Origin of the sequence: Micrococcus sp. UYEF5 (genome assembly GCF_040546065.1) — a bacterium.
Classification (GTDB): domain Bacteria; phylum Actinomycetota; class Actinomycetes; order Actinomycetales; family Micrococcaceae; genus Micrococcus; species Micrococcus luteus.
Genome location: NZ_JBEPNB010000005.1, coordinates 56,671 through 79,246, shown reverse-complemented (window position 1 = coordinate 79,246; position 22,576 = coordinate 56,671). Strand labels below are relative to the sequence as shown.

Genomic DNA, 22,576 nt, shown 5'->3' with positions numbered 1-22,576 from the left:
CGAACAAGAGTCCTCGAGTCAGCCCCCGGACAGACCAGTGCCCACACCCTGCGTCGATGCCAGGTCCACGCGGTCTGCCAGGGCCCGTTGACCTCGGGCAGATCCCGCCACGGAGTCCCGCACCTGCACCGGCAGATGATCGCTTCGACCATCGTGTGGACATTCGAGAAGGGTCGACCCTGCCGGCCCGTGCGGTCTGGAGCAGCGGGGCGATCAGCTCCGATCGGGCATCGGAGACGACGTGCAACCGGGACATGGCTCCCCGGATCTCAGCGGGTCCCTGGAGCCATTCTCAGACACGCCCTAGGCCATCTCCAGCGCCGAGGCCCGCCTCACAACAGAGGAGGTCCTCGCTGCTCACTCCGGCCGGGCCGGCCGACGTCGTCGTGGGCTGGGGTGACGGCCTGTCCGGACTGCTGGCGTTCATCACGCAGATGGCGCTCGTGCTCATGCTCGGCCACATCCTGGCGAACACCGGTCCGGTGCGCCGCCTGCTCGCCCGGCTCGCCAGCATTCCCCGCACGCCCCTGGCCGCCTACATCTTCGTGTTCGTGGTGGCGGCGGCGGCCTCCCTCATCACGTGGGGCCTGGGCCTGGTGGTCGGTGCGCTGCTGGCCAAGGAGGTCGCGGCGCAGGCCCGTGAGCGCGGGCTGGTCCTGCACTTCCCGATGCTGGTGGCCGCCGGGTTCTCCGGGTTCGTGGTGTGGCACATGGGGTACTCGGGCTCCGGCCCGCTGACGGCCGCCACCCCCGGTTCGTTCCTCACGGAGAGCCTGGACGGCCGGACGGTCCCGGTCTCGGAGACCACCTTCTCCTGGTGGAACATCACCGCCGCCGTGGTGACCGTGCTCGTCGTGGCCCTGGCCCTGTTCCTCGTCGCCCCGCGCGCCGGGGACCGGATCGTGGAGCTGGAGATCGACGCGCGGGACCAGGACGCGGTGTCCGCACCGGAGATCGAGACGCCGGCGGACCGTCTCGACGCCTCCCGTGTCCCCACGCTCCTCGTCGGCGCCATGCTCGTGACCTATCTGGTGATGCACTTCGTCGGCGGCGGCACCCTCACCCTGGACATCGTCAACTGGTCCTTCCTCGCGCTGATCCTGCTGCTGGTGCGCAGCCCGCACGAGCTGATCGGCCTCACCCAGGGGGCCGCGTCCAACGTGGGCGAGATCCTGCTGCAGTTCCCCCTCTACGCGGGCATCCTCGGCATGATGACGACCACCGGCCTGGTGGCGGTGCTCTCGGACGCCTTCGTGGCGATCTCGAACCCGGTGACGTTCGGCCTGCTGGCGTTCCTGGCCGCGGGCCTCGTGAACTTCTTCGTCCCCTCCGGCGGCGGACAGTTCGCCGTGCAGGGCCCGATCATGCTCCAGGCCGGCGACGCGCTCGGCGTGGACCCGGCCATCACCATCATGGCCGTCTCCTACGGCGACCAGTGGACCAACATGATCCAGCCGTTCTGGGCGATCCCCCTTCTGGCGATCGCCGGCCTGAAGATGCGCGACATCCTGGGGTACACCACGGTCGTGCTGCTCGCGTCGGGGCTCGTCTTCGGCGGCACACTCCTGCTCGTCTCGCTCTGAGCCGGCCGGCCGATGCGGGCCGGGTCCGGACAGACGAAGGACCCCGGGATCACCGGGGCCCTTCGCCTGTCATCACTCGCACCTTCATCACTCGCACCTCGATGAAGTGGTTCCACCGTACGAACCGAGCATGGGCGCAGCCGTCACGCAGCCTGGCAGTTGCCTGGCAATGGCCGCCTCAGCCCAGTGCACCGCCGGACTCGGCCAGGTAGCACGTGCCGCACAGAGACTCGTAGGTCACCTGAACACCGTCGATCGCCACCTGGTCCCCCTCGAACACGAAGTGCTCGGCGCCCGTGGTCGGGTCCACGACCTTGCGCGTGTTGAACACCGCCTTCCGGCCGCACCGGCAGATGGTCTTCAGCTCCTCGAGGGAGTGCGCCAGCTCCAGCAGCCGCGCGGAGCCCGGGAAGGAGCGGGTGCGGAAGTCGGTGCGCAGCCCGTAGGCGATCACGGGGACGCCGTCGAGCACGGCGATGCGCAGCAGGTCGTCCACCTGCGCCGGCTCGAGGAACTGTGCCTCGTCCACGAGCAGACACGCCACGGGCGGAGCCTCCACGTGCCCCACGAGGGCGTCCGGGTCGTCACCGGTGGCGTGCCGGCGGAACAGCTCCCGCACGTCCGCTCCCGCCGGGACGAGGAAGTCCACGGCGCGGGTCACACCGAGGCGGGACACGACGTCGCCCTCCCCCTTCACGTCGACCTCCGGCTTGGCCAGCAGCACCCGCTGGCCGCGCTCCTCGTAGTTGAAGGCGGCCTGCAGCAGGCCCGTGGACTTGCCGGAGTTCATGGCCCCGTAGCGGAAGTAGAGCTTGGCCACGGCTCCGCTCAGCCCTGGGCGCGGCCCTGGTCGGCCTCGATCTGCTCCGCGGCCGTGGGGTCCGAGTCCCGCAGGAAGGTGCGGATGCGCTCGACCTCCTCGGACTCCCCGATCCCGGCGGCCGCGCGGCCCAGCGCGTACAGGGCGCGCAGGAAGCCGCGGTTGGGCTCATGGGCGTACGGCACCGGGCCGGCGCCGCGCCACCCCGCCCGGCGCAGCGCGTCCAGGCCCCGGTGGTAGCCGACGCGGGCGTACGCATAGGAGTCCACGGTCCGACCCTCGGCCCACGCGTCCTCCGCCATGAGCGCCCACACCAGGGAGGACTCGGGCGCCACCGGCACGATGTCCTCGGGCAGGTCACCGGCCTCGAGCCGGGCCAGCACCTCCGGCTCCTCCGGCAGGTGCGTGGCCGGCGGCTCCATCAGGTTCTTGCCGATCAGGGACTCGGACATGGGATGCCTCTTCTCCTCGCGGACGATGCGGTCGCGGCCGAGTCTATCGACGGCGCCGGACGCCGGACGGGTCGCCGTCGCCGTCCCCGCGTCCAGGACGGTCCGGTACCGTAGGCGCAGCGTCCGTCCGCAGCCCCACGCTCCCGGGGCCGGGCCGCCGATGCCGTCGAAGGAGCCTCCATGACCCACCCCGCGCCCGCCCGCCGCCGTGCCCCGCTGGCCGTCGGCGTCGCCGCCCTCGCCCTCGCCCTGGCCGGCTGCGGCTCGGCCGGCCAGTCCGGTGAGCCCGCCTCGTCGACCGCCGCGGCGCCCAGCGGATCGGCGGCCTCGGCCGCGGCCGGCTCGGCCACGGAGAGCCCCACCGACCCCGCGTCCGCCGCGGCGTCCCGCGTCCGTGAGGCCCTCGCGTCGGAGTCCGCCGAGGGCACCCCGCGCGCCGAGCCGCGTCAGGCGTTCGAGACCGTCGGCCCGGGCATCAAGGACGGCGCCGCCACCGAGGCCTGGAAGAACACGGCCGCGGTCCGCAACGACACCGTCTCCGTGATGGACTGCACGCGCGACGTCCTGGACCAGCGCACCCTGGACGCCGTCGCCACGCACATCCCGGACAGCTCGAACATCGAGATCGTGCAGCTGTTCGCCTCGCAGGACGAGACCCACGAGTTCCTCACCTGCGTCTACAACGGCTACTTCGAGTACAGCCCCGGCATGCCCCTGGCGCAGGTCCACTACCAGCACAACCTCGACGGCTCCCGCCTGGAGTGGTGCCAGGAGGAGCCCGCCGCCGTGGCGGACGAGTACACGTTCGACCCGAAGACCGGCAAGGGGCTGCTCGCCCTGCTGCGCCCCGGCATGGTCGGCGGCCAGGACGGCGCCCCCCTGCTGCCCCAGCGCACCGCGTGGGCCTGCTCCGAGGACGGCAGCGAGATGGTCTCCGTGACCATGGGCTCCATGGAGGGCTTCGGCGACGCCAACGGCGGCCTCACCCAGGTGAAGAACTCGCCGGTCGCGCAGAGCACCACCCTCGTCACCGAGACCCGCGACCACCTCGCGGACACCGTGCTGAAGGACGCCGGGGACTTCCAGGAGGTCATCAAGCTCAGCTCGCCGTTCTTCCTGAACGCGCAGATGGACGAGGAGACCCTGGCCCAGGCCCGGGAGATCCCCACCGGCCGCGTGCCCGACGAGCTGCTGAACAACCAGTCCACGATCGACCGCCCCGAGGGCGCCCCCGGCCCCGTGGCCCCCGGCCAGCCGCCGCGGCCGTTCCAGGGCGCCGCGCGGGAGGCCGCCGAATCCCAGCGGGCCGCGGAGGCGTCCGCCTCGGCGTCGGCCAGCCCGTCACCGACGAAGTCGGCCTCGGCCTCGGCCTCGCCGTCCCCCTCCACGTCCGGGGACTGACGTCCCGGCACGACGACGGCCGGTCACCTCGTGAGGTGACCGGCCGTCGTCGTGGGGCCCGGCGGATCAGGCCTTCGCCGCGGCGTCGTCCTGACTGGCGAAGTGCCGGCGGTACGCGCCCAGGGTGAGGAACGCCGGGTACTCCGGCGGCAGGGCCGACTCGCAGAACACGCGCACCGCGTCCTCGAACCGGTGGCCCTCGGGCAGCGGGCCGGCGAGGATCCGAGCGTGCTCCTCGCGGATCAGCTGCTCCATCCAGCCGCGGTTGGCGGTCCGCACGCCGCCCTCGGTCAGCTGCACACCGGTGCCGTTGTGGGCCCACTGCCAGATCTGGGACCGGGAGATCTCCGCCGTGGCGGCGTCCTCCATGAGTCCGTGGATCGCGGCGGCGCCGTTCCCCCGCAGCCAGGACTCGATGTAGCGGATCCCGACCTCGATGTTCATCCGCACGCCGGCCTCGGTCACCGAGCCCGTGGTCGCGGCGACGTCGAGCAGGGCGGCCTCGTCCGGCTCCACGTCCTCGCGACGGCGGGTGCGGATCTGGTTCGGGGCCTCGCCGAGCACGGCGTCGAACTCCTCCCGGGCGACCGGCACGAGGTCCGGGTGCGCCACCCACGAGCCGTCGAAGCCGTCGCCGGCCTCGCGGGCCTTGTCCGCGCGCACCTTCTCCAGCGCGGCGGCGTTGGCCTCCTCGTTCCGGCGGTCCGGGATCACGGCGGACATGCCGCCGATCGCCGAGGCGCCGCGCCGGTGGCAGGCCCGGACCAGCTGCTCCGTGTAGGCCCGCATCATCGGCTGGGTCATGGTCACCTCCGAGCGGTCCGGGAGGACGAACTCGGCCCCGCGGTCCCGGAAGTTCTTGATGATGGAGAAGATGTAGTCCCAGCGGCCGGCGTTGAGGCCCGCGGCGTGGTTGCGCAGCTGGTACAGGATCTCCTCCATCTGGAACGCCGCGGTGATCGTCTCGATCAGCACGGTGGCCCGGATGGTGCCCTGGGGGATGCCCAGCTCGTCCTGCGCCGCCACGAACACGCAGTTCCACAGCCGCGCCTCGAGATGGGACTCGAGCTTGGGCAGGTAGAAGTACGGGCCGTGGCCGCGGCGGATCAGCTCGTGGGCGTTGTGGAAGAAGTACAGGCCGAAGTCCACGAGGGCGCCGGCCATCGGCTCGCCGTCCACACGGATGTGGTCCTCGATGAGGTGCCAGCCGCGCGGGCGGACGATGATGGTCGGCCGGTCCGTGAGCTCGCGCTCGCGCAGCCGGTACTCCTTGCCCTCGGGGGAGGTGAAGTCGATCTGGTCGCGGATCGCGTCGAACAGGTTGACCTGCCCGTCCAGCATCCGGTCCCAGGACGGCGTCGAGGAGTCCTCGAAGTCGGCGAGCCAGCCCGAGGCGCCCGAGTTGAGGGCGTTGATCGTCATCTTCCGATCCACGGGGCCGGTGATCTCCACGCGGCGGTCCTGCAGGCCGGGGGCCAGCGGCGCCACACGCCAGGAGTCGTCCTCGCGGACCCGGCGGGTGGACCGCAGGTAGTGCGGGTTCCATCCGTCGGTGATGCGGCGCTGGGTGTACTCCCGCTCCTCGAGCAGCCGCCGGCGGCGGTCCTCGGCCAGCCGGTGCAGGCGGCCGAGGAACGCCAGCGCCTCGTCCGTGAGGATCTCGGCCTGCCGCCCGTCGACCGGCCCGTGGACGGTCACCACGGGGGCGGCGCCCTCGGGGATGACGACGGGGATGGCCTGGGTGCTCACGTCATGCGGCAGGGGCGTGTGCTCCCGAACGTCGTCGGCATGGATCTCGTGCAGGGTGGGGGTCGTGGTCTGCGGGCTCATGGGACTGCCTCCTCGCGGTCTCGGCTGAGCGGATCAGTGGAACTGGCCGGACTCCGTGGAGCCCGCCAGGGCCACCGTGGAGCTGTCCGGGTTGATGGCGGTGGACACGGCGTCGAAGTAGCCGGTGCCGACCTCGCGCTGGTGCTTGGTCGCGGTGTAGCCGCGGGCCTCGTCGGCGAACTCGCGCTCCTGCAGCTCGACGTACGCGGACATCTGGCGCTCGTTGTATCCCTTGGCCAGGTCGAACATCGAGTGGTTCAGGGCGTGGAAGCCGGCCAGCGTGATGAACTGGAAGGTGTAGCCCATGGCGCCCAGCTCGCGCTGGAACTTGGCGATGGTGTCGTCGTCGAGGTTCTTCTTCCAGTTGAACGACGGCGAGCAGTTGTAGGCCAGCATCTGGTCCGGGAACTCGGCCTTGACGGCCTCGGCGAACTTCCGGGCCAGCTCGAGGTCCGGGGTGCCGGTCTCCATCCAGATCAGGTCCGAGTGGGGGGCGTAGGCCTTGGCGCGGGCGATGCAGGGCTCGACGCCGTTGCGGACCTTGTAGAAGCCCTCCGCGGTGCGCTCACCGGTGATGAACTCGGCGTCGCGCTCGTCCACGTCCGAGGTGATCAGGGTGGCCGCCTCGGCATCAGTGCGGGCGATGATCACGCTGGGCACGTCGGCGACGTCGGCGGCCAGGCGGGCGGCGTTGAGCGTGCGGATGTGCTGGCCGGTGGGGATGAGCACCTTGCCGCCGAGGTGGCCGCACTTCTTCTCGGAGGCCAGCTGGTCCTCCCAGTGCACACCGGAGGCGCCGGCGGTGATCATCGACTTCATGAGCTCGTAGGCGTTGAGCGGGCCGCCGAAGCCGGCCTCGGCGTCGGCCACGATCGGCACGAGCCAGTCCTCGACGCTGCTGACGCCCTCGGCGTGCTCGATCTGGTCCGCGCGCAGCAGGGCGTTGTTGATGCGGCGCACCACCTGCGGCACGGAGTTGGCCGGGTACAGGGACTGGTCCGGGTACGTGTGGCCGGAGAGGTTGGCGTCCGCGGCGACCTGCCAGCCGGAGAGGTAGATGGCGCGCAGCCCGGCCTTGACCTGCTGGACGGCCTGGTTGCCGGTGAGGGCGCCGAGGGCGTTGGTGAACTCACCGCGGGCGTTCTCGTCCTTCAGCTGGGTCCACAGCTTCTCGGCGCCGCGGCGGGCCAGCGTGTGCTCCTCCTGGATGCGGCCGCGGAGACGGACGACGTCCTCGGCGGTGAAGCTGCGCTCGACGCCGGCCCAGCGGGGGTTGTTGTCCCAGTCGTGCTGGAGCTGTTCGGCGGAGGCGGGAGTGGAGTGGTGGGGCTGGGTGGTCATGACGTCCTCCTGAGGATCGGTCCGGTTCGTGAAGGGTTCGGTGCGACGTGTCCGTCGCTGCCGTTGACATCCACCTTGGCCCCGGGCAAGGCCCTCTGGAGCACAAAATCGGTGGAAACTCCGGCTGTTCCTGCCACTGGGTCAGAACGTGACGGTCCTTGCGCCCCCATGTGGCCTGGATCACGGCAACGGCCCCCCGCTTGTCAAGAATGTGACTTTCTTTCCGAAACACGTGATCTCCTCCCCGGTTCCGTCTACAGTTCCGCGCATGATGACCCGCCCGCTTCCCGAGGACAGCGCGACCGTGGACGCCGTCGCGCTGGGCCGCCGCGTTCGGCACCTGCGCAAGCAGGCCGGCCTCACCCTGGACCAGCTCGCGGAGCGCACGGGAGTGAGCGGCTCGCACCTGTCCCTCGTGGAGAACGCCCGCCGCGAGCCGCGGCTCTCGCTGGTCCAGCGGATCGCCGAGGTTTTGGGCGTGCCGGTCGAGGACCTGCTCACCGGCCGGGCCCCCACCCGGCGGGCCGAACTGGAGATCGAGGTCGAACGGTTCGCGCGCTCGGAGCACTACGCCTCCCTCGGCCTGCCGCCGCTGCGCATCGGGCCCCGCACCCCCACCGAGGTCCTCGAGGTGATCGCGGGGTTGGAGGCCGAGCTGCGCCGTCGCCTGGAGGAGCAGGCCGCCACCCCCGAGGAGGCGCGCCGCGCCAACGCCCAGCTGCGCGCCCAGATGCGCGCGGTGGACAACCACTACCCCGACCTCGAGGCCGAGGCGCATCGGCTGCTCGACGCGATCGGCCACACGGGCGGGCCGCTGGGCCTGCACGCGGTCTCGGAGCTGGCCGAGCACCTCGGCTTCACCCTGCGCTTCGTCCCGGACCTGCCGCACTCCACGCGCTCCGTCACGGACCTCAAGCACGGGCGCATTCACATCAGCGGCTCCCGCTCCTCAGACCATGACCGCCGCACCGTGGTGCTCCAGGCCCTCGCCGCCGCCGTCCTGGGCCACGGCGAGCCGCGGGACTACGAGGACTTCCTCGCCCAGCGTGTGGCGGTGAACTACCTGGCGGGCGCGCTGCTCATGCCGCAGCGGGCGGCGTCGTCGCTGCTGCGGGCCGCCCAGAAGCGCCGGGACCTGTCCGTGGACGACCTGAAGGACGCGTTCGGCGTCTCCTACGAGGCCGCCGCGCACCGGTTCACCAACCTGGCCACCGTGGACCTGGGCATCCGCTGCCACTTCCAGAAGGTCCACGAGACCGGGGTGATCCACAAGGCCTACGAGAATGACGGGATCGTGTTCCCCGCCGACCACACCGGTGCGATCGAGGGCCAGCAGGCGTGCCGGAAGTGGGGCGCACGGCAGGCGTTCTCCCGCAACGACCGGTTCCGCGCCCACGCCCAGTACACGGACTCGCCCAACGGGACGTTCTGGTGCACCTCGATGATCGAGAACGGCCCCGACGGACTGTTCGCCCTCTCCGTGGGCACCCCGTTCGAGCATGCCCGGTACTTCCGCGGCGCGGACACCCGCCACCGGGTCACCTCCACGTGCCCGGATCCGCGCTGCTGCCGCCGCCCCGACCCCGAGCTCGAGGCCGCGTGGGGCGGGCACGTGTGGCCCGCGGCCCGCATGCACGCGCATCTGCTGGCGGCCATGCCCACGCAGACCTTCCCCGGTGTGGACGAGCGCGAGGTCTTCGAGTTCCTCCAGGCCCAGGAGGAGCGGGAGGGCTGAGGACGACGCCGGCCCGCACCCTCACGCGAGGGTGCGGGCCGGCGCGGCGGACGGCGGGGTCAGCCGATGCTCTTGCCGGCCGAGTTCAGCTCGGTGCAGGCCTGGACCACGCGGGCGGCCATGGCCTCCTCGGCCTTGGCGCCCCACACGCGGGGGTCGTACTGCTTCTTGTCGCCGACCTCGCCGTCGACCTTCAGGACGCCGTCGTAGTTCTCGAACATGTGCCCGGCCACCGGGCGGGTGAACGCGTACTGGGTGTCCGTGTCCACGTTCATCTTCACGACGCCGTACTCCACCGAGTCGGCGATCTCCTGGGCGGCGGAGCCGGAGCCGCCGTGGAACACGAGGTCGAACGGGCGCTCCTTGCCGAACTTCTCGCCCACGGCCTGCTGGATCTCCTGCAGGATCTCCGGGCGCAGCTTCACGTTGCCCGGCTTGTAGACGCCGTGCACGTTGCCGAAGGTCAGCGCGGTGAGGTAGCGACCGTGCTCGCCGAGGCCGAGGGCCTCCACCGTGGCGATGCCGTCCTGGACGGTGGTGTAGAGCTTCTCGTTGATCTCGTGGGCCACGCCGTCCTCCTCGCCGCCCACGACGCCGATCTCCACCTCGAGGATCTGCTTGTTGGCGTGGGTGCGCGCGAGCAGCTCGCGGCCGATCCGCAGGTTCTCCTCGAGGGTCTCGGCGGAGCCGTCCCACATGTGGGAGTTGAAGATCGGGTCGCGCCCGGCCTTCACCTCGGCCTCCGAGGCGTCCAGCAGGGGCAGGACGAAGCCCTCGAGCTTGTCCTGGGGGCAGTGGTCCGTGTGCAGGGCGATGTTCACGGAGTACTTCTTGGCGACCTCGCGCGCGAACGCGGCGAAGGCCAGCGAGCCGGCGACCATGTCCTTCACGGAGGAGCCGGAGAAGTAGGCGGCGCCGCCGGTGGAGACCTGGACGATGCCGTCCGAGCCGGCCTCGGCGAAGCCGCGGATGGCGGCGTTCAGGGTCTGGGAGCTGGTGACGTTGATCGCCGGGAAGGCGAAGGCGCCGTTCTTGGCGGCGTCGATCATCTCGGCGTACTTCTCCGGGGATGCGATGGGCATGCTGCAGCTCCTAGGCGTCGTCGACTCGGGCAGGCGGGGGAGCGCGGCGAGCGCGACACCCTCGGGCACATCCTATCCGCGCGGCCGGACCCGCCCCAGGGTCCCGGACCCGACGGCGACGCCGGCCTGGGCACGACCCCGCCGTTTGCCTAGGGTGAGCGGCGTCACATTCGCATCCGAGAGACCGGAGACCGCCATGGCCCCCGCCCACCGCCCCTCCCGCCCCCTCGCCCTGGCCGCCGCCCTGGCTGTCGTCGCCGGGTTCGGCGCGCCACACGCGGCCCTGGCCCAGGAGTCCGCCCCGGCCCCGGACGCACCGGAGGTGAGCTCCGCCGTCGCGGACCTCTCGCAGCCGGCCACGACGGCCGAGGACGCCCGCTGGAACGCGGCCCGGGACACCCTGGCGGCGGCCTCGGCCGACGACCCCTTCTACCTGCCGCCCGCCACCGTGCCCGCGACCCCCGGCGCCCTGATCCGCACCGAGCCCACCGCCTTCTACCTGGACCCGGTGCGGCTGGTGCAGGTGCCGGCGCACGCCACGCGCATCATGTACGCCTCGCAGGATGCCCAGGGCCGACCCATCGCCGTGACCGGCACCGTGCTGACCCCCACCGCGCCCTGGACGGGCAGCGGCGAGCGTCCCGTGATCAGCTACGCGGTGGGGACCCAGGGGGCGGCGGACCGCTGCGCCCCCTCGCGGACCCTCTCGACCGGCGAACAGTACGAAGGCGTGGGGATCACCTCCCTGCTGAGTCGCGGCCACGCCGTGGTCGTCACCGACTACGAGGGCCTGGGCACCCCGGGCACGCACACCTACATGGTCCGGGAGGCCCAGGCGCACGCCGTCCTCGACGCGGTGCGCGCGGCCGCCCAGGTGTCGGGGTCGGGCGTCACCGCGACCGCGCCGGTCGCGCTCGCGGGCTACTCGCAGGGCGGCGGGGCGGCCGCGGCCGCCGCCGAGCTCGCGTCCGACTACGCCCCGGAGCTGGACCTCAAGGGCGCCTACGTGGGCGCCCCGCCGGCCGACCTCGTGCAGGTCGCGGACCGGATCGACGGCGGCCTGTACGCGGCCTTCCTGCTCTACGCGATGGCCGGGCAGCTCGCCGCGTACGACGTGGACCCGGCCACGCACCTCAACGAGACCGGCCTGACGGCCCTCGCCGGCGCGGCCGAGACCTGCATGGTGGGCAGCCTCGCCTACGCGCACCTCGACTCCGCCACACTGACCCACACGGGGCAGGACTTCCCTGAGCTCGTCCGCTCCGATGCCGAGCTGGCCGGGATCCTCGCCGAGCAGCGGATCGGCGCACCGGGCCGCCGTCCGGACGTGCCGGTGATGATCGCGCACTCCGTCACGGACGACGTCATCCCGTACCGCACCGGCCGCGACCTGGGCCGCCGCTGGTGCGCGGAGGGCGCGCGGGTGCGTTTCGACCCGCTCCTCACCCCGACCCACGTGGGCGGCCACGTGGCCTCGCTGCCGCGGATGGGGGCGTTCCTGGACGCGACCCTCGCCGACCGCTGGACCGCCGACTCGTGCGGGTGGTTCTGAGCCTCGGCTAGCGTCGGGGCCAGGACCGTCCCGCCCACCGAAGGAGCAGTCATGCGCGCCGAGCAGGTCACCGATCCCATCGCCTACCACGGCGAGGGCCCCGTCTGGGCCGCCTCGTGGGGCAGCGCCGCCGAGGGCGTGACCGCCGGCGGCGGCCTGCGCTGGGTGGACATGCTCGCCGGGGACGTCCTGTCCCTGCGCACCGACGGGACGGTGGACCGCACGCACGTCGGCGACGTGGCCGCCGCGCTGCGCCCGCGTGCGGGGGGTGGCGCCGTCGTCGCGGTGGAGCGGGGCTTCGCCCTGATCTCGCCCGAGGGCGAGCTGACGACGCTGCCCGAGCTGTGGGGCGCGGACGCCGGGATCCGGATGAACGAGGGCGGCTGCGACCCGGACGGCCGGTTCCACTGCGGCACCATGGCGTACGCCAAGACCCCCGGCGCCGCGAACCTCTACCGGCTCGCCCCCGGACCCGACGGCGGCGCCGGCGAGGTGGACGTCGTGCTGACCGGCGCGACGACGTCCAACGGCCTGGAGTGGAGCCCCGACGGCACGCGGGCCTACTACAACGACACCCCCACACGGCAGGTGGCCGTGTTCGACTACTCCCGCGAGGAGGGCCTGACGAACCGCCGCGTGCTCGTGGACGTGCTCGACGGGGAGGGCAAGCCGGACGGACTCACCGTGGACGCCGAGGGCGGGATCTGGGTGGCCGTGATCAGCCACGGGCAGATCCACCGGTACACGCCCGAGGGGACGCTCGACGAGGTGGTCGAGGTGCCCGTGCAGAAGACGACGGCGTGCACCTTCGGCGGCGACGACCTCGGCACCCTCTACATCACCACCTCCTGGGAGAACCTGGAGCGCGGCGAGGACCCGCTGGCCGGGGCCCTGTTCGCCGTCCGCCCGGGGGTGACGGGCCTGCCGGCCCGGCCCTTCGCGGGCTGAGGCCGTCACGCCGCACGTCGTCGGCGCGGTCCTGCGCGGTCCTGCGCCATCCTGCGCCGCGAGCCAGACGAATCTGCGGTCCAGAGGCTCCTTTCAGCGCGGAATCGTCTGGCTCGCGCCGGACTCAGGGGACGGCCGCGTGCTGCCGGATCCACGCGTGCATCGCGATGCCGGCGGCCACGCCCGCGTTGATCGAACGGGTGGAGCCGTACTGCGCGATGGACAACACCGCGCTCGACGCCGCCCGCACCTCCGCCGAGAGCCCCGGCCCCTCCTGCCCGAAGACGAGCACGCAGGCACGCGGGAAGTCGAAGGTCTCCACCGGCACCGACTCGGGGAACAGGTCCACGCCGAGCACGGGCAGCCCCTCCCCCGCCGCCCACTCCGTGAACGCCGCCACCGTCTCGTGGTGGCGCACGTGCAGGTAGCGGTCGGTGACCATGGCGCCGCGCCGGTTCCAGCGGCGCCGCCCGATGATGTGCACCCCGGCGGCGTTGAACGCGTTGGCGGTGCGCACGACGGTGCCGATGTTCAGGTCGTGCTGCCAGTTCTCGATGGCGACGTGGAACGGGTGCCGCCGCGCGTCGAGGTCCGCGACGATCGCCTCGAGGCGCCAATAGCGGTAGCGGTCGAGGACGTTGCGGCGGTCGCCGTGCGCGAGCAGCTCCGGGTCGTAGCGGGGGTCCTCCGGCCACGGGCCGGTCCACGGGCCGACGCCGACCTCGCGGGGCGCGGCGCCGTCCTCGGCCGGCGCGGGCTCGCTCAGCGGCCGGCCTCGGACCGGTCGACGGCGGCCCAGGCGGCCCCGGCGGACACCGCGGCCACGGAGAGCACCGCCGGCCACGCACCGATCTTCTTGGCCAGCGGGTGGGAGGCGCCGAAGCCGCCGAGGTACAGGGCGGCCAGGCCACCGGCGACGGCGGGCCCACGCTTGGCCAGCCACGTGCGCCCGGCGTACAGGCCGGCGGCGGCCAGCACGACGCCGCCGAGCGGGCGGATGCCGGTCTCACGGGCGGTCAGGTAGCCGCCGATCAGACCGAACGCGGTGACCGGGGCCGTGGAGACGGCGTGGGCGGGGAGGAGGGTCTTGCCGTCGCGGACGACGGGCGGGGCATGACGCGGAGTCTTCATGGCGCCACCGTAGCGCGCGCATCCTGGAATCCGCCGGGGGCCGCCGTCGGGGAGAATGTCCGGGTGAGCATGATCGACAACGCCGTGTACGTGGACGGGCGGCGCGTCCACGCCCCCTCCACCCTCGAGGACACCTGGGAGGAGTGCGAGCGCACCGGCGGCATGGCCTGGCTGGGCCTGTACCGCCCGGACGTGGCCGAGCTCCAAGCGGTCGCGGAGGAGCTGCGCCTGCACCCGCTCGCCGTCGAGGACGCCCTCGCCGGAGGCGAGCGCGCCAAGCTGGACCGCTACGGCGAGGACTCGTTCATGGTCCTGCACCCGGCCCGCTACGTCGACCGCACCGAGACCGTGGAGTTCGGCGAGCTGAGCGTCTTCACCGGTGAGCACTACGTGGTGACGGTGCGTCACGCGGAGGAGCCGGACCTGGCCGCCGTGCGACGGTCCCTGGAGACGGAGGGCCGCGAGCGCCTCGCGATGGGGCCGTGGCAGGTCACCCTGGAGATCCTGGACCGTGTCGTGGACGACTACTTCCCGGTGGCCGACGGCCTCGAACAGGACATCGCGGAGATCGAGGACCAGGTCTTCGCCGGCGACGGGCACGTCTCCCGGCGCATCTACGAGCTCTCCCGCGAGGTGCTGAACTTCCAGCACGCCATCCGCGCGCTGCCGTCCATCGTGGAGCAGCTCCAGGAGGAGGTGCGCACCCGCCTGCACGAGGACACCCGCCGCCTCGACGCCGACGGCCTGCCCCCGCGCGACGACGCCCACGCCTGGGAGGACGAGGAGCTCAGCGATCAGGCGCGCCTCGAGGTGGAGAACCTGCGCCGCCTGCGCGACGTCCACGACCACGCCGTCCAGATCAACGAGCGCGTGACGACCATGCGCCAGATGCTCAACAACGCCCTCGAGCTGGACTCGACGCTGGCGTCGAAGCGGCTGGCCGAGCAGTCGATCGCCCAGAACGAACAGGTCAAGCAGATCTCGTCCTGGGCGGCGATCATCTTCGCGCCGCAGCTGGTGGGCTCGGTCTACGGCATGAACTTCGACGGCATGCCCGAGCTGCACTGGACGTTCGGCTATCCGTTCGCCCTGGGACTCATGCTGGCGGTGGCCCTCACGCTGTTCGTGCTGTTCAAGCGCGCGGACTGGCTCTAGGCGGGCGGCGCGGGGCCGGCCGAGGCTCAGTCGAGGCCGAGCTCGTCCTTGCCGAACGCGTACAGGTACGGCACCCCCGCCTCCTCGGCCACGCGCTCGGCGGCGCCGGTCGCACGGTCCACGATCACAGCCACGGCCTGGACGTCGCCGCCCGCGTTGCGCACGCCCTCGACGGCGGTGAGCGCGGAGCCGCCCGTCGTCGAGGTGTCCTCCAGCACGACGACGCGGCGCCCGTCCACGCCCGGGCCCTCCACCTGCCGGCCCATGCCGTACGACTTCTGCGCCTTGCGCACCACGAACGCGTCGAGCGCGCGGCCCGCGGCGCCGGCCTGGTGCATCATCGCGGTGGCCACGGGGTCCGCACCCATGGTCAGCCCGCCCACCGCGTCGCACCCGATCCCGTTCTCCTCGAGCAGGCGCAGCATCACGCGGCCGATCAGCGGGGCGGCCTCGTGGTGCAGGGTGACACGACGCAGGTCCACGTAGTAGTCCGCCTCCTTGCCGGAGGACAGGGTCACCCGGCCGTGCACCACGGCCAGCTCCTGGATGAGCTGCTTGAGCCGCTCGCGGTCCTGCTGGGGCGTGGGGACGGTGGGGGTCTGCGCGTCGGTCATGCCGCCCATGCTAGTGCGGGCCCGGCCACCCCTGCCGCTTCCGTCCCGGCCTGGCTAGGCTCGGGTTATGAGCGAGATTCCGCACGATGACACCGCCGTCCAGCACCCCTCCGGCCTGCCCCTGGCGCACTGGCTCACCCTCACCGAGGGCCTGATCGCGGCGCGCGTGGCCGAGAGCCTCGAGGAGCACGGCCTGACCCGCGCCCAGTGGCAGCTGCTGAACACCCTCACGGTGGCCCCGCAGTCCCGTGCCGAGCTCGAGGCCGGCTTCGAGGAGGAGCAGCGCGGCGCGGTGTCCGGTCAGATCGAGGAGCTGGTCGAGTCCCACTGGGTGACGGTCGAGGGCGACCTCTACACCCTCACCGCCACGGGCCGCACCGCGGGCGCCCGCGTCGGCGAGGCGGTCGAGGCCCTGCGTGCCGAGGCGACGGCGGACGTCCCGCGGGACCAGATCGACGACGCCGTCCGCGTCCTGCGCCGCACCGCCCGCAACCTGGGGCACCCGGACGCGTGAGCCGCCGTCGCCGGTCGCCCCTGTCCCCGTGCGCGGCGCCGGTCCTACGCTGACCGGCATGCGTGAACTCCAGCAGCGGATCATCGCCGAGCAGTGCGTCCTCCCTGAGATCGACCCCGCGGCCGAAGTCGAACGGCGCGTGGCCTTCCTCGCCGACTACCTCGCGGCCACGGGCGCGTCCGGCTTCGTCCTGGGCATCTCCGGCGGCGTGGACTCCACCGTGGGCGGCCGGCTGGCCCAGCTCGCCGTCGAGCGTCGCCGCGCCCAGCTCGGCGTCACGGACGCCGTCGCCCTGGGCGGCCCCGACACCACTCCGCCGGGTGAGGCGGGGGTGGGCGCCGACGTCGTGCCCTCCCGCGAGAACCCCCGGTTCACCGCCGTGCGCCTGCCCTACAAGGTGCAGCACGACGAGGCGGATGCCCGGGCGGCCATGGACTTCGTGGGTGCGGATCAGGACGTCACCCTGAACATCGCGGAGGCCGTGCAGGGTCTGGCCGCCGCCTTCGCTGAGGCCGTGGGGGAGCCGATCTCGGACTACAACCAGGGCAACGTGAAGGCCCGCATCCGCATGACGGCCCAGTACGCGGTGGCCGGCGCCCACGGGCAGCTGGTGATCGGCACGGACCACGCGGCCGAGGCCGTCACCGGGTTCTACACGAAGTTCGGCGACGGCGGCGCGGACGTCCTGCCGCTGGCCGGCCTGAACAAGCGGCAGGTGCGGGCGCTGGGCCGCGAACTCGGAGCCCCCGAGCCCCTGTGGAACAAGGTGCCCACCGCGGACCTGCTGGACGGCACGCCGGGCCAGACGGACGAGGCCGAACTCGGGATGACGTACGAGGACATCGACGACTACCTCGAGGGCAAGGACGTCCCGACCGAGGTCGCGGAGAAGCTCGAGGGCATCTGGCTCCGCAGCCGCCACAAGCGCACCACGCCGGTGACGATCCACGACGACTGGTGGCGCTGAGGCGCCGATCCCACGGTGTCCGCGCCCTTCGATAGCCTGGCCGGGTGAAGATCGCCACCTGGAACGTCAACTCCCTCCGTGCCCGCGCCGACCGCGTCGAGGCCTTCCTCGAGCGCCATGACATCGACGTCCTGGCCATCCAGGAGACCAAGTGCCGGGACGAGAACTTCCCGTGGGAGCTCTTCGAGCGCGCCGGCTACGAGGTGGTGCACAACGGCACCTCGCAGTGGAACGGCGTGGCCATCGCCTCCCGCGTCGGCCTGAGCGACGTGCAGCGCGGCTTCCCCGGCCAGCCGCACTTCGGCAAGGGCGGCGTGGACCCGCAGGAGGAGTCCCGCGCCATCGGGGCGACTGTGGGCGCCGAGGCGGCCGACGGCGTCGCCCCGGTCCGCCTGTGGAGCCTGTACGTGCCCAACGGGCGCGGCCTGGAGAACGAGCACATGGGCTACAAGCTCGAGTGGCTGCGCGTGCTCCAGGAGCACGCGGCCGCTCGCCTCGCCGAGGACCCGGACACCCGGCTCGCCCTGACCGGCGACTGGAACATCGCTCCGCAGGACGAGGACGTGTGGGACATCGAGCTGTTCCAGCGCGAGGGCTACACGCACGTCTCCCCGCCCGAGCGCGCGGCGTTCCGCGCGTTCGAGGACGCCGGGCTGGTGGACGTGGTGCGCCCGCGCCACCCCGGCCCCGGCGTGTACACGTACTGGGACTACACGGGCCTGGCCTTCCCCAAGAAGAAGGGCATGCGCATCGACTTCCAGCTGTGCTCCCCCGCCCTCGCACGGACGGTCACGGACGCCTGGATCGACCGCGAGGAGCGCAAGGGCAAGGGCGCCTCGGACCACGCGCCCGTGGTCGTCGAGCTGGGCTGAACCACGGACGAGCCCGCGATGACCCACGACGACGGCGGCCCGCCCCCGGGTGTCGCGCGCGGCACCGCGCACCTGCGCGTCTTCCAGCCGCTGGCCGCGTTCCCGGACGCGGTCCAGGCGCGGCTGATCGCCGGCGGCCACCGCACCCGTGCCGAGGTGGAGGCCGAGGCGGCGGAGCGGGCCCGGCGTCGCCTGGCCCGGCCCGTGGCCGACCCGTTCCCGGAGCCCGGTGAGGACGACCTCGTGCGGGTCCTCCAGGACGAGCACCGCTCCGCCTTCTACTGCCCGGACGAGCGGGGCCTGCGCGCCGAGATGGCCGCAGCCATGCTCGAGGAGACGATGCTGCCGCGGCTGCACGAGGCCGCCATCCCGCCGGCGGCGCGCGCCATGAACCGCGGCCGCGCGCTCGTGGCGCTCGAGGACGAGTGGGGCCTCTCCCCCGACCCGGACGCGGCGGTCGAGGACCCGCAGGACGAGGACGGTGCGCCGGAGCACCACCGCGTGCAGACGCGCACGGCCACGTGGGGTGTGCCGCACGGCTGGCTCACGGTGTTCGACCCCGAGGAGCCCGTGCAGCGCCTCGTGGACAGCGAGCGCACGGCGTACCGGCGCGCCCCGATCGTGGCCGCCCGGGAGCGGGCCGGGCACGCGGCCGCGGTGCTCGCGCGGCACGCCCCGGATGCGGAGCTGATCGGCGAGCTCACGGTGATGGTGGAGTGGCTCGGCGCGTTCCACCCCGACTCGTGGGTCGAGCTGGACTACGGCGGCCTCACGCGGCACGTGTGGCCGGACGACTCCGTCTTCGACCTGTGGACGCTCATCGACGCCCTCGAGGAGGGCGACGAGGCGACCGCCGGCGTCGCGCAGGAACGGCTGAACCGTCGCTGGGCCGCCGTCGGGATGCTGGCCCGGCTGACCTGAGCCGGCCGCCGGCGCACCGGGGTGGGGCCGACCCGGGTGCTCGAGACGCACACCACGCCGCCGACGCCGCTCACGCGGGGCGCGCGCCCCGGCGTCGGGCCTAGGGTGGATCCCATGACCACGCAGCGCCTGAGCACCCCGCCCTCGGAAGCCCGGAACCGGCCCGTCACCCCGTGGTGGGTGGACGCCGTGATCTACCAGGTGTACCCGCGCTCCTTCGCGGACGCGGACGGGGACGGCATGGGCGACCTGCGCGGCGTCACCTCGCGCCTCGACTACCTGGCCCAGCTCGGCGTGGACGCGATCTGGCTCTCACCCTTCTACCTCTCCCCGCAGCACGACGCCGGCTACGACGTCGCGGACTACCGCGCCGTGGACCCGCGGTTCGGCACGCTCGCGGACGCGGACGAGATGATCGCCGCCGCGCACGAGGCCGGCATCCGCGTGGTCGTGGACCTCGTGCCGAACCACACCTCGTCCGAGCACGCGTGGTTCCAGGCCGCCCTGGCCGCCGCCCCCGGCTCCCCCGAGCGCGCCCGCTACCACTTCGCCGAGGGCCGCGGCGAGCACGGCGAGCTGCCCCCCAACAACTGGGAGTCCACGTTCGGCGGCGGGGCCTGGACCCGTGTGACCGAGGCGGACGGCACCCCGGGCCAGTGGTACCTGCACCTGTTCGACACCACGCAGCCGGACCTGAACTGGGAGAACGAGGAGGTGCGCGAGGAGTTCCGCTCCATCCTGCGGTTCTGGCTGGACCGCGGCGTGGACGGCTTCCGGGTGGACGTGGCCCACGGGCTCATCAAGCAGCCCGGCTACCCGGACGCCGAGCACTCCCGCATGGGCATGGTCACGGACGCGGGCGAGGACGCCGACCCCACGTTCGACCCGGACACCTTCGAGCCGCTCACCCCGTTCATGGACCAGGACCGCGTCCACGAGGTCTACCGGGACTGGCGGCGGGTCCTGGACTCCTACGACCACGAGCCGATGATGGTGGCCGAGGCGTGGGTGGCCCCGCTCTCGCGGATGTTCCGGTACGTCCGCCCCGGCGAGATGCACCAGACCTTCAACTTCACCTACCTCATGGCCGGCTGGGACGCCGCCTCGCTGACCCACGCGATCGACCGGTCCTTCGAGCAGGCCGGCCGGGTCGGCGCCCCGAACACCTGGGTGCTCTCGAACCACGACACGGTGCGCCACGCCTCCCGCTACGGCCTCGCCGACCCGAGCTCCTACCCCGCCGGCATCACGGCCGAGGACGAGCAGCCAGACGAGGCGGTCGGTCGCCGTCGGGCCCGCGCCGCCGCGATGGTGGAGCTGGGCCTGCCCGGCTCCGCGTACATCTACCAGGGCGACGAGCTGGGCCTGCCCGAGCACACCACCCTCGCCGCCGAGCATCGCCAGGACCCGTACTTCTTCCGCACGGACGGCAAGGAGCCCGGCCGCGACGGCTGCCGCATCCCTCTGCCGTGGGCCGCGGACGAGACGTCCTACGGCTTCTCGACCCCCGCGGACGACGACGGCCCCGCGTCCGCCGCCGAGGGCGTCGCCGCGCCGTGGCTGCCCCAGCCCGCGTCCTTCCGGGCGCTGGCGGCGGACCGGCAGGTCGGCGTCGAGGGCTCCGTGTTCGAGCTGTACCGGCGTCTGCTGCAGATCCGCGGCGAGCTCGACCTGGGCACGGGCACGTTCGCGTGGTCCGAGCACCACGACCCCGCACGCGGGGTGCTGGCGTTCACGGTCACCTCGGGCGGTGGCCGGCACCTGGGCTCGGGCGAGCCGATCCCGGCGCGCACCGTGCTCGTGATGGCGAACCTGTCGACCGATCCCGTCGACCTGCCCGCGGGCCATTCCCGGGCCCTGTTCTCCCTCGAGGAGGCAGAGGCCGTGCAGGACGGGCAGCTCGCGCACGACGCCGCCGCGTGGCTGCTCATGGACTGAGCCGGGCACGCCCCGGGACCCGCCGGGGCGCCACAGATCTTCCGCGAGGAATCAGCGGTGGCCGAGGCCACATCATCCGGCACGGTCGGATGAACTCGACGTAACGTCCACGATGACTCGCATCACACCGGACAAAGTGGCATGAACGCTGTGTCACGAGTCACCATGGCGTGTCCTGATCCACCCCCTTCGAGCGGAGACTTCACGTGAGCACCTCCCCCTCCGGCTCCCGCGTCGCCGAGCCCGACGCGGCCACCACGGACCGCGGGCAGCTGCACCGCGGCCTGAGCCAGCGGCACATCATGTTCATCGCCCTGGGCACGGCGGTGGGCACCGGCCTCTTCTACGGCTCGGCCGGCGGCATCCAGGCCGCCGGGCCGGGCGTGATCCTGTCCTTCCTCGTCGCCGGCGCCGCCGTGTTCCTCGTGATGCGCGCCCTCGGCGAGATGACGCTCCGTGAGCCCGTCTCCGGCTCCTTCGCCGCCTATGCCTCCCGTTATCTCGGCCCCTTCGCCGGCTACGTGACCGGCTGGACCTTCGTCTTCGAGCTGGCCGTCGTGATCATCGCGGACACCGCCGCCATCACCACGTACATGGCGTTCTGGTTCCCGGGGGTCCCGGCCTGGGCCTGGGTCGCCGCCACGATCCTCGTGGTCGGCCTGATCAACTTCACGCACGTCGGGAACTTCGGCGAGGCCGAGTTCTGGCTGACGCTCGTGAAGGTCGGGGCCATCGTGGCGATGATCTTCGGCGGTGTGATCCTGCTCTTCACCGGCGCCTCCACCGCGGACGGCACCCAAGCCAGCCTGGCGAACCTCGTGGACCACGGCGGATTCCTGCCGCACGGCATCCTGGGCGTGCTGACCGCGCTCACCATCGTGACGTTCTCCTTCGGCGGCATCGAGACCCTCGGCGTGGCCGCGGGCGAGGCCAAGAACCCGGAGAAGGTGCTGCCCAAGGCCATCAACACGGTGCCGATCCGCATCCTGTTGTTCTACGTGCTGACGATGGCGGTCATCATGGCCCTCGTCCCCTGGAACCAGGTGGACGGCAAGGCCAGCCCGTTCGTGCAGATCTTCGAGGGCCTCGGCGTCCCCTTCGCCCCGCACCTGCTGAACTTCGTGGTGCTCACGGCCGCCGTCTCCGCGATCAACGCCTGCATCTACGCGTCCGGTCGCCTGCTCTACGCGATGGCCCATGACGGCCAGGCGCCCCGGGCCTTCACCCACACCAACCGCGGCGGCGTGCCGTGGCTGTCCGTGGCCGTGACGCTGGGCGTGATGGTGCTCGGCGCGGTGCTGATCACCGTGGACCCGAACGCCTTCAGCCTGGTGGCCGGCGTCGCCTCGTTCGCCGTGGTGCTGACCTGGGCCATGATCTTCCTGTCCCACCGCGCCATGCGCAGGCGCGTCGCGGAGCAGGGCGCGGAGCCGTCCCCCTTCCCCATGCCGCTGGGCAACGTCGGCACCTACCTGGGCCTGGCGTTTGTGGCCACCGTGGTGATCACCATGGCTACCATCCCGGATTCGCGCCGCGCGCTCATCATCGGTCTCGTGTGGGTCGCGGTCCTGACCCTCGCCTGGTTCGTCACGGGCACCCGCACGTCGGCCGCGGCCCACAGCCGCACCGGCACCCTGCCGGTGGTCCGCACCCGCCAGTCCCACGAGGACTGACCCCCACGACGACGACGGCCCCTGTCCCGCGCGGGACAGGGGCCGTT

At 72.6% G+C, this 22,576-nt stretch carries 19 protein-coding genes and 2 pseudogenes; 12 read left to right on the top strand and 9 right to left on the bottom strand.

The genetic code is table 11. The features are described 5' to 3' along the window. Nucleotides 1-50 precede the first annotated feature (50 nt). Nucleotides 51-256 (bottom strand): annotated as a pseudogene (locus ABIB16_RS06655) (transposase); the annotation flags it as partial. A 97-nt stretch (nt 257-353) separates the two neighbouring features. On the opposite strand from ABIB16_RS06655, the pseudogene ABIB16_RS06650 reads away from it, so the two are divergent. Further along, nucleotides 354-1,583 (top strand): annotated as a pseudogene (locus tag ABIB16_RS06650) (short-chain fatty acid transporter); the annotation flags it as partial. 178 nt (nt 1,584-1,761) lie between these two features. Here ABIB16_RS06650 and ABIB16_RS06645 read toward each other — a convergent pair. Next, nucleotides 1,762-2,403, bottom strand: a complete 642-nt coding sequence (locus ABIB16_RS06645; RefSeq protein WP_087115174.1) for a thymidine kinase — start codon at nt 2,401-2,403, stop codon at nt 1,762-1,764. A gap of 8 nt (nt 2,404-2,411) precedes the next feature. Then, nucleotides 2,412-2,855: a DUF3151 domain-containing protein gene (locus ABIB16_RS06640; protein WP_230260464.1), complete on the bottom strand. Its 444-nt coding sequence runs from the start codon at nt 2,853-2,855 to the stop codon at nt 2,412-2,414. 180 nt (nt 2,856-3,035) lie between these two features. On the opposite strand from ABIB16_RS06640, the gene ABIB16_RS06635 reads away from it, so the two are divergent. Continuing rightward, nucleotides 3,036-4,256 carry a hypothetical protein gene (locus ABIB16_RS06635; RefSeq protein WP_036317305.1) on the top strand — a complete coding sequence of 407 codons (1,221 nt, stop codon included), beginning with the start codon at nt 3,036-3,038 and terminating at the stop codon, nt 4,254-4,256. A gap of 66 nt (nt 4,257-4,322) precedes the next feature. Here the strand turns inward: ABIB16_RS06635 and aceB are convergent, their stop codons facing one another. Together aceB and aceA are read right to left on the bottom strand one after the other, a co-directional pair. Continuing rightward, a complete protein-coding gene (gene aceB / locus ABIB16_RS06630; protein ID WP_134416813.1) occupies nt 4,323-6,086 on the bottom strand; it encodes a malate synthase A in 1,764 nt (587 codons plus the stop codon). A 33-nt stretch (nt 6,087-6,119) separates the two neighbouring features. Then, on the bottom strand, nt 6,120-7,427 hold the full coding sequence (gene aceA / locus ABIB16_RS06625; RefSeq protein WP_129043255.1) for an isocitrate lyase: 1,308 nt from the start codon (nt 7,425-7,427) through the stop codon (nt 6,120-6,122). Between the two features lie 268 nt (nt 7,428-7,695). On the opposite strand from aceA, the gene ABIB16_RS06620 reads away from it, so the two are divergent. Next, nucleotides 7,696-9,162 (top strand): helix-turn-helix domain-containing protein, encoded by a 1,467-nt coding sequence (locus ABIB16_RS06620; protein WP_134416814.1) that lies wholly within the window; start codon nt 7,696-7,698, stop codon nt 9,160-9,162. 59 nt (nt 9,163-9,221) lie between these two features. Here ABIB16_RS06620 and fbaA read toward each other — a convergent pair whose 3' ends face one another. Beyond that, nucleotides 9,222-10,244 carry a class II fructose-bisphosphate aldolase gene (gene fbaA, locus ABIB16_RS06615; RefSeq protein WP_020626750.1) on the bottom strand — a complete coding sequence of 341 codons (1,023 nt, stop codon included), beginning with the start codon at nt 10,242-10,244 and terminating at the stop codon, nt 9,222-9,224. Nucleotides 10,245-10,440: 196 nt separating this feature from the next. On the opposite strand from fbaA, the gene ABIB16_RS06610 reads away from it, so the two are divergent. After that, nucleotides 10,441-11,796, top strand: coding sequence for a lipase family protein (locus tag ABIB16_RS06610; protein ID WP_134416815.1), 1,356 nt, complete (start codon nt 10,441-10,443; stop codon nt 11,794-11,796). Between the two features lie 51 nt (nt 11,797-11,847). Continuing rightward, a complete protein-coding gene (locus tag ABIB16_RS06605) occupies nt 11,848-12,744 on the top strand; it encodes an SMP-30/gluconolactonase/LRE family protein (RefSeq protein WP_020626752.1) in 897 nt (298 codons plus the stop codon). A 124-nt stretch (nt 12,745-12,868) separates the two neighbouring features. Here ABIB16_RS06605 and ABIB16_RS06600 read toward each other — a convergent pair whose 3' ends face one another. Beyond that, entirely contained in the window at nt 12,869-13,510 is a 642-nt protein-coding gene (locus ABIB16_RS06600) for a TrmH family RNA methyltransferase (RefSeq protein ID WP_197458576.1), read from the bottom strand. Then, complete coding sequence (locus ABIB16_RS06595) at nt 13,507-13,875, bottom strand: hypothetical protein (RefSeq protein WP_020626754.1); 369 nt, start codon at nt 13,873-13,875, stop codon at nt 13,507-13,509. Before ABIB16_RS06595 ends, ABIB16_RS06600 begins: the two co-directional genes overlap by 4 nt. Nucleotides 13,876-13,944: 69 nt before the next feature. Here ABIB16_RS06595 and ABIB16_RS06590 point away from each other — a divergent pair, with 69 nt between their 5' ends. Next, complete coding sequence (locus tag ABIB16_RS06590) at nt 13,945-15,030, top strand: magnesium and cobalt transport protein CorA (RefSeq protein ID WP_502915467.1); 1,086 nt, start codon at nt 13,945-13,947, stop codon at nt 15,028-15,030. 26 nt (nt 15,031-15,056) lie between these two features. Here the strand turns inward: ABIB16_RS06590 and pyrE are convergent, their stop codons facing one another. After that, nucleotides 15,057-15,653, bottom strand: coding sequence for an orotate phosphoribosyltransferase (gene pyrE / locus ABIB16_RS06585; RefSeq protein ID WP_354436137.1), 597 nt, complete (start codon nt 15,651-15,653; stop codon nt 15,057-15,059). 58 nt (nt 15,654-15,711) lie between these two features. On the opposite strand from pyrE, the gene ABIB16_RS06580 reads away from it, so the two are divergent. From ABIB16_RS06580 to ABIB16_RS06555, 6 genes are all read left to right on the top strand, one after another. Next, nucleotides 15,712-16,158: a MarR family winged helix-turn-helix transcriptional regulator gene (locus ABIB16_RS06580; protein WP_354436136.1), complete on the top strand. Its 447-nt coding sequence runs from the start codon at nt 15,712-15,714 to the stop codon at nt 16,156-16,158. A 58-nt stretch (nt 16,159-16,216) separates the two neighbouring features. Next, nucleotides 16,217-17,125: an NAD(+) synthase gene (gene nadE, locus ABIB16_RS06575; RefSeq protein WP_036340250.1), complete on the top strand. Its 909-nt coding sequence runs from the start codon at nt 16,217-16,219 to the stop codon at nt 17,123-17,125. 44 nt (nt 17,126-17,169) lie between these two features. Beyond that, nucleotides 17,170-17,997: an exodeoxyribonuclease III gene (locus ABIB16_RS06570; protein ID WP_049147818.1), complete on the top strand. Its 828-nt coding sequence runs from the start codon at nt 17,170-17,172 to the stop codon at nt 17,995-17,997. Nucleotides 17,998-18,015: 18 nt separating this feature from the next. Further along, nucleotides 18,016-18,918 (top strand): DUF8083 family protein, encoded by a 903-nt coding sequence (locus ABIB16_RS06565; RefSeq protein WP_354436134.1) that lies wholly within the window; start codon nt 18,016-18,018, stop codon nt 18,916-18,918. 114 nt (nt 18,919-19,032) lie between these two features. Continuing rightward, on the top strand, nt 19,033-20,856 hold the full coding sequence (locus tag ABIB16_RS06560) for a glycoside hydrolase family 13 protein (RefSeq protein WP_134416818.1): 1,824 nt from the start codon (nt 19,033-19,035) through the stop codon (nt 20,854-20,856). A 206-nt stretch (nt 20,857-21,062) separates the two neighbouring features. Further along, nucleotides 21,063-22,529, top strand: a complete 1,467-nt coding sequence (locus ABIB16_RS06555; protein WP_134416819.1) for an amino acid permease — start codon at nt 21,063-21,065, stop codon at nt 22,527-22,529. The last annotated feature ends 47 nt before the right edge of the window (nt 22,530-22,576 follow it).

Bases quoted from the DNA above. Each gene is read 5' to 3' on its own strand.
- ABIB16_RS06640 (WP_230260464.1), bottom strand. From the start codon at position 2,855: ATGTCCGAGTCCCTGATCGGCAAGAACCTGATGGAGCCGCCGGCCACG.
- ABIB16_RS06635 (WP_036317305.1), top strand. From the start codon at position 3,036: ATGACCCACCCCGCGCCCGCCCGCCGCCGTGCCCCGCTGGCCGTCGGC.
- aceB (WP_134416813.1), bottom strand. From the start codon at position 6,086: ATGAGCCCGCAGACCACGACCCCCACCCTGCACGAGATCCATGCCGAC.
- aceA (WP_129043255.1), bottom strand. From the start codon at position 7,427: ATGACCACCCAGCCCCACCACTCCACTCCCGCCTCCGCCGAACAGCTC.
- ABIB16_RS06620 (WP_134416814.1), top strand. From the start codon at position 7,696: ATGATGACCCGCCCGCTTCCCGAGGACAGCGCGACCGTGGACGCCGTC.
- fbaA (WP_020626750.1), bottom strand. From the start codon at position 10,244: ATGCCCATCGCATCCCCGGAGAAGTACGCCGAGATGATCGACGCCGCC.
- ABIB16_RS06610 (WP_134416815.1), top strand. From the start codon at position 10,441: ATGGCCCCCGCCCACCGCCCCTCCCGCCCCCTCGCCCTGGCCGCCGCC.
- ABIB16_RS06605 (WP_020626752.1), top strand. From the start codon at position 11,848: ATGCGCGCCGAGCAGGTCACCGATCCCATCGCCTACCACGGCGAGGGC.
- ABIB16_RS06595 (WP_020626754.1), bottom strand. From the start codon at position 13,875: ATGAAGACTCCGCGTCATGCCCCGCCCGTCGTCCGCGACGGCAAGACC.
- ABIB16_RS06590 (WP_502915467.1), top strand. From the start codon at position 13,945: ATGATCGACAACGCCGTGTACGTGGACGGGCGGCGCGTCCACGCCCCC.
- pyrE (WP_354436137.1), bottom strand. From the start codon at position 15,653: ATGGGCGGCATGACCGACGCGCAGACCCCCACCGTCCCCACGCCCCAG.
- ABIB16_RS06580 (WP_354436136.1), top strand. From the start codon at position 15,712: ATGAGCGAGATTCCGCACGATGACACCGCCGTCCAGCACCCCTCCGGC.
- nadE (WP_036340250.1), top strand. From the start codon at position 16,217: ATGCGTGAACTCCAGCAGCGGATCATCGCCGAGCAGTGCGTCCTCCCT.
- ABIB16_RS06565 (WP_354436134.1), top strand. From the start codon at position 18,016: ATGACCCACGACGACGGCGGCCCGCCCCCGGGTGTCGCGCGCGGCACC.
- ABIB16_RS06560 (WP_134416818.1), top strand. From the start codon at position 19,033: ATGACCACGCAGCGCCTGAGCACCCCGCCCTCGGAAGCCCGGAACCGG.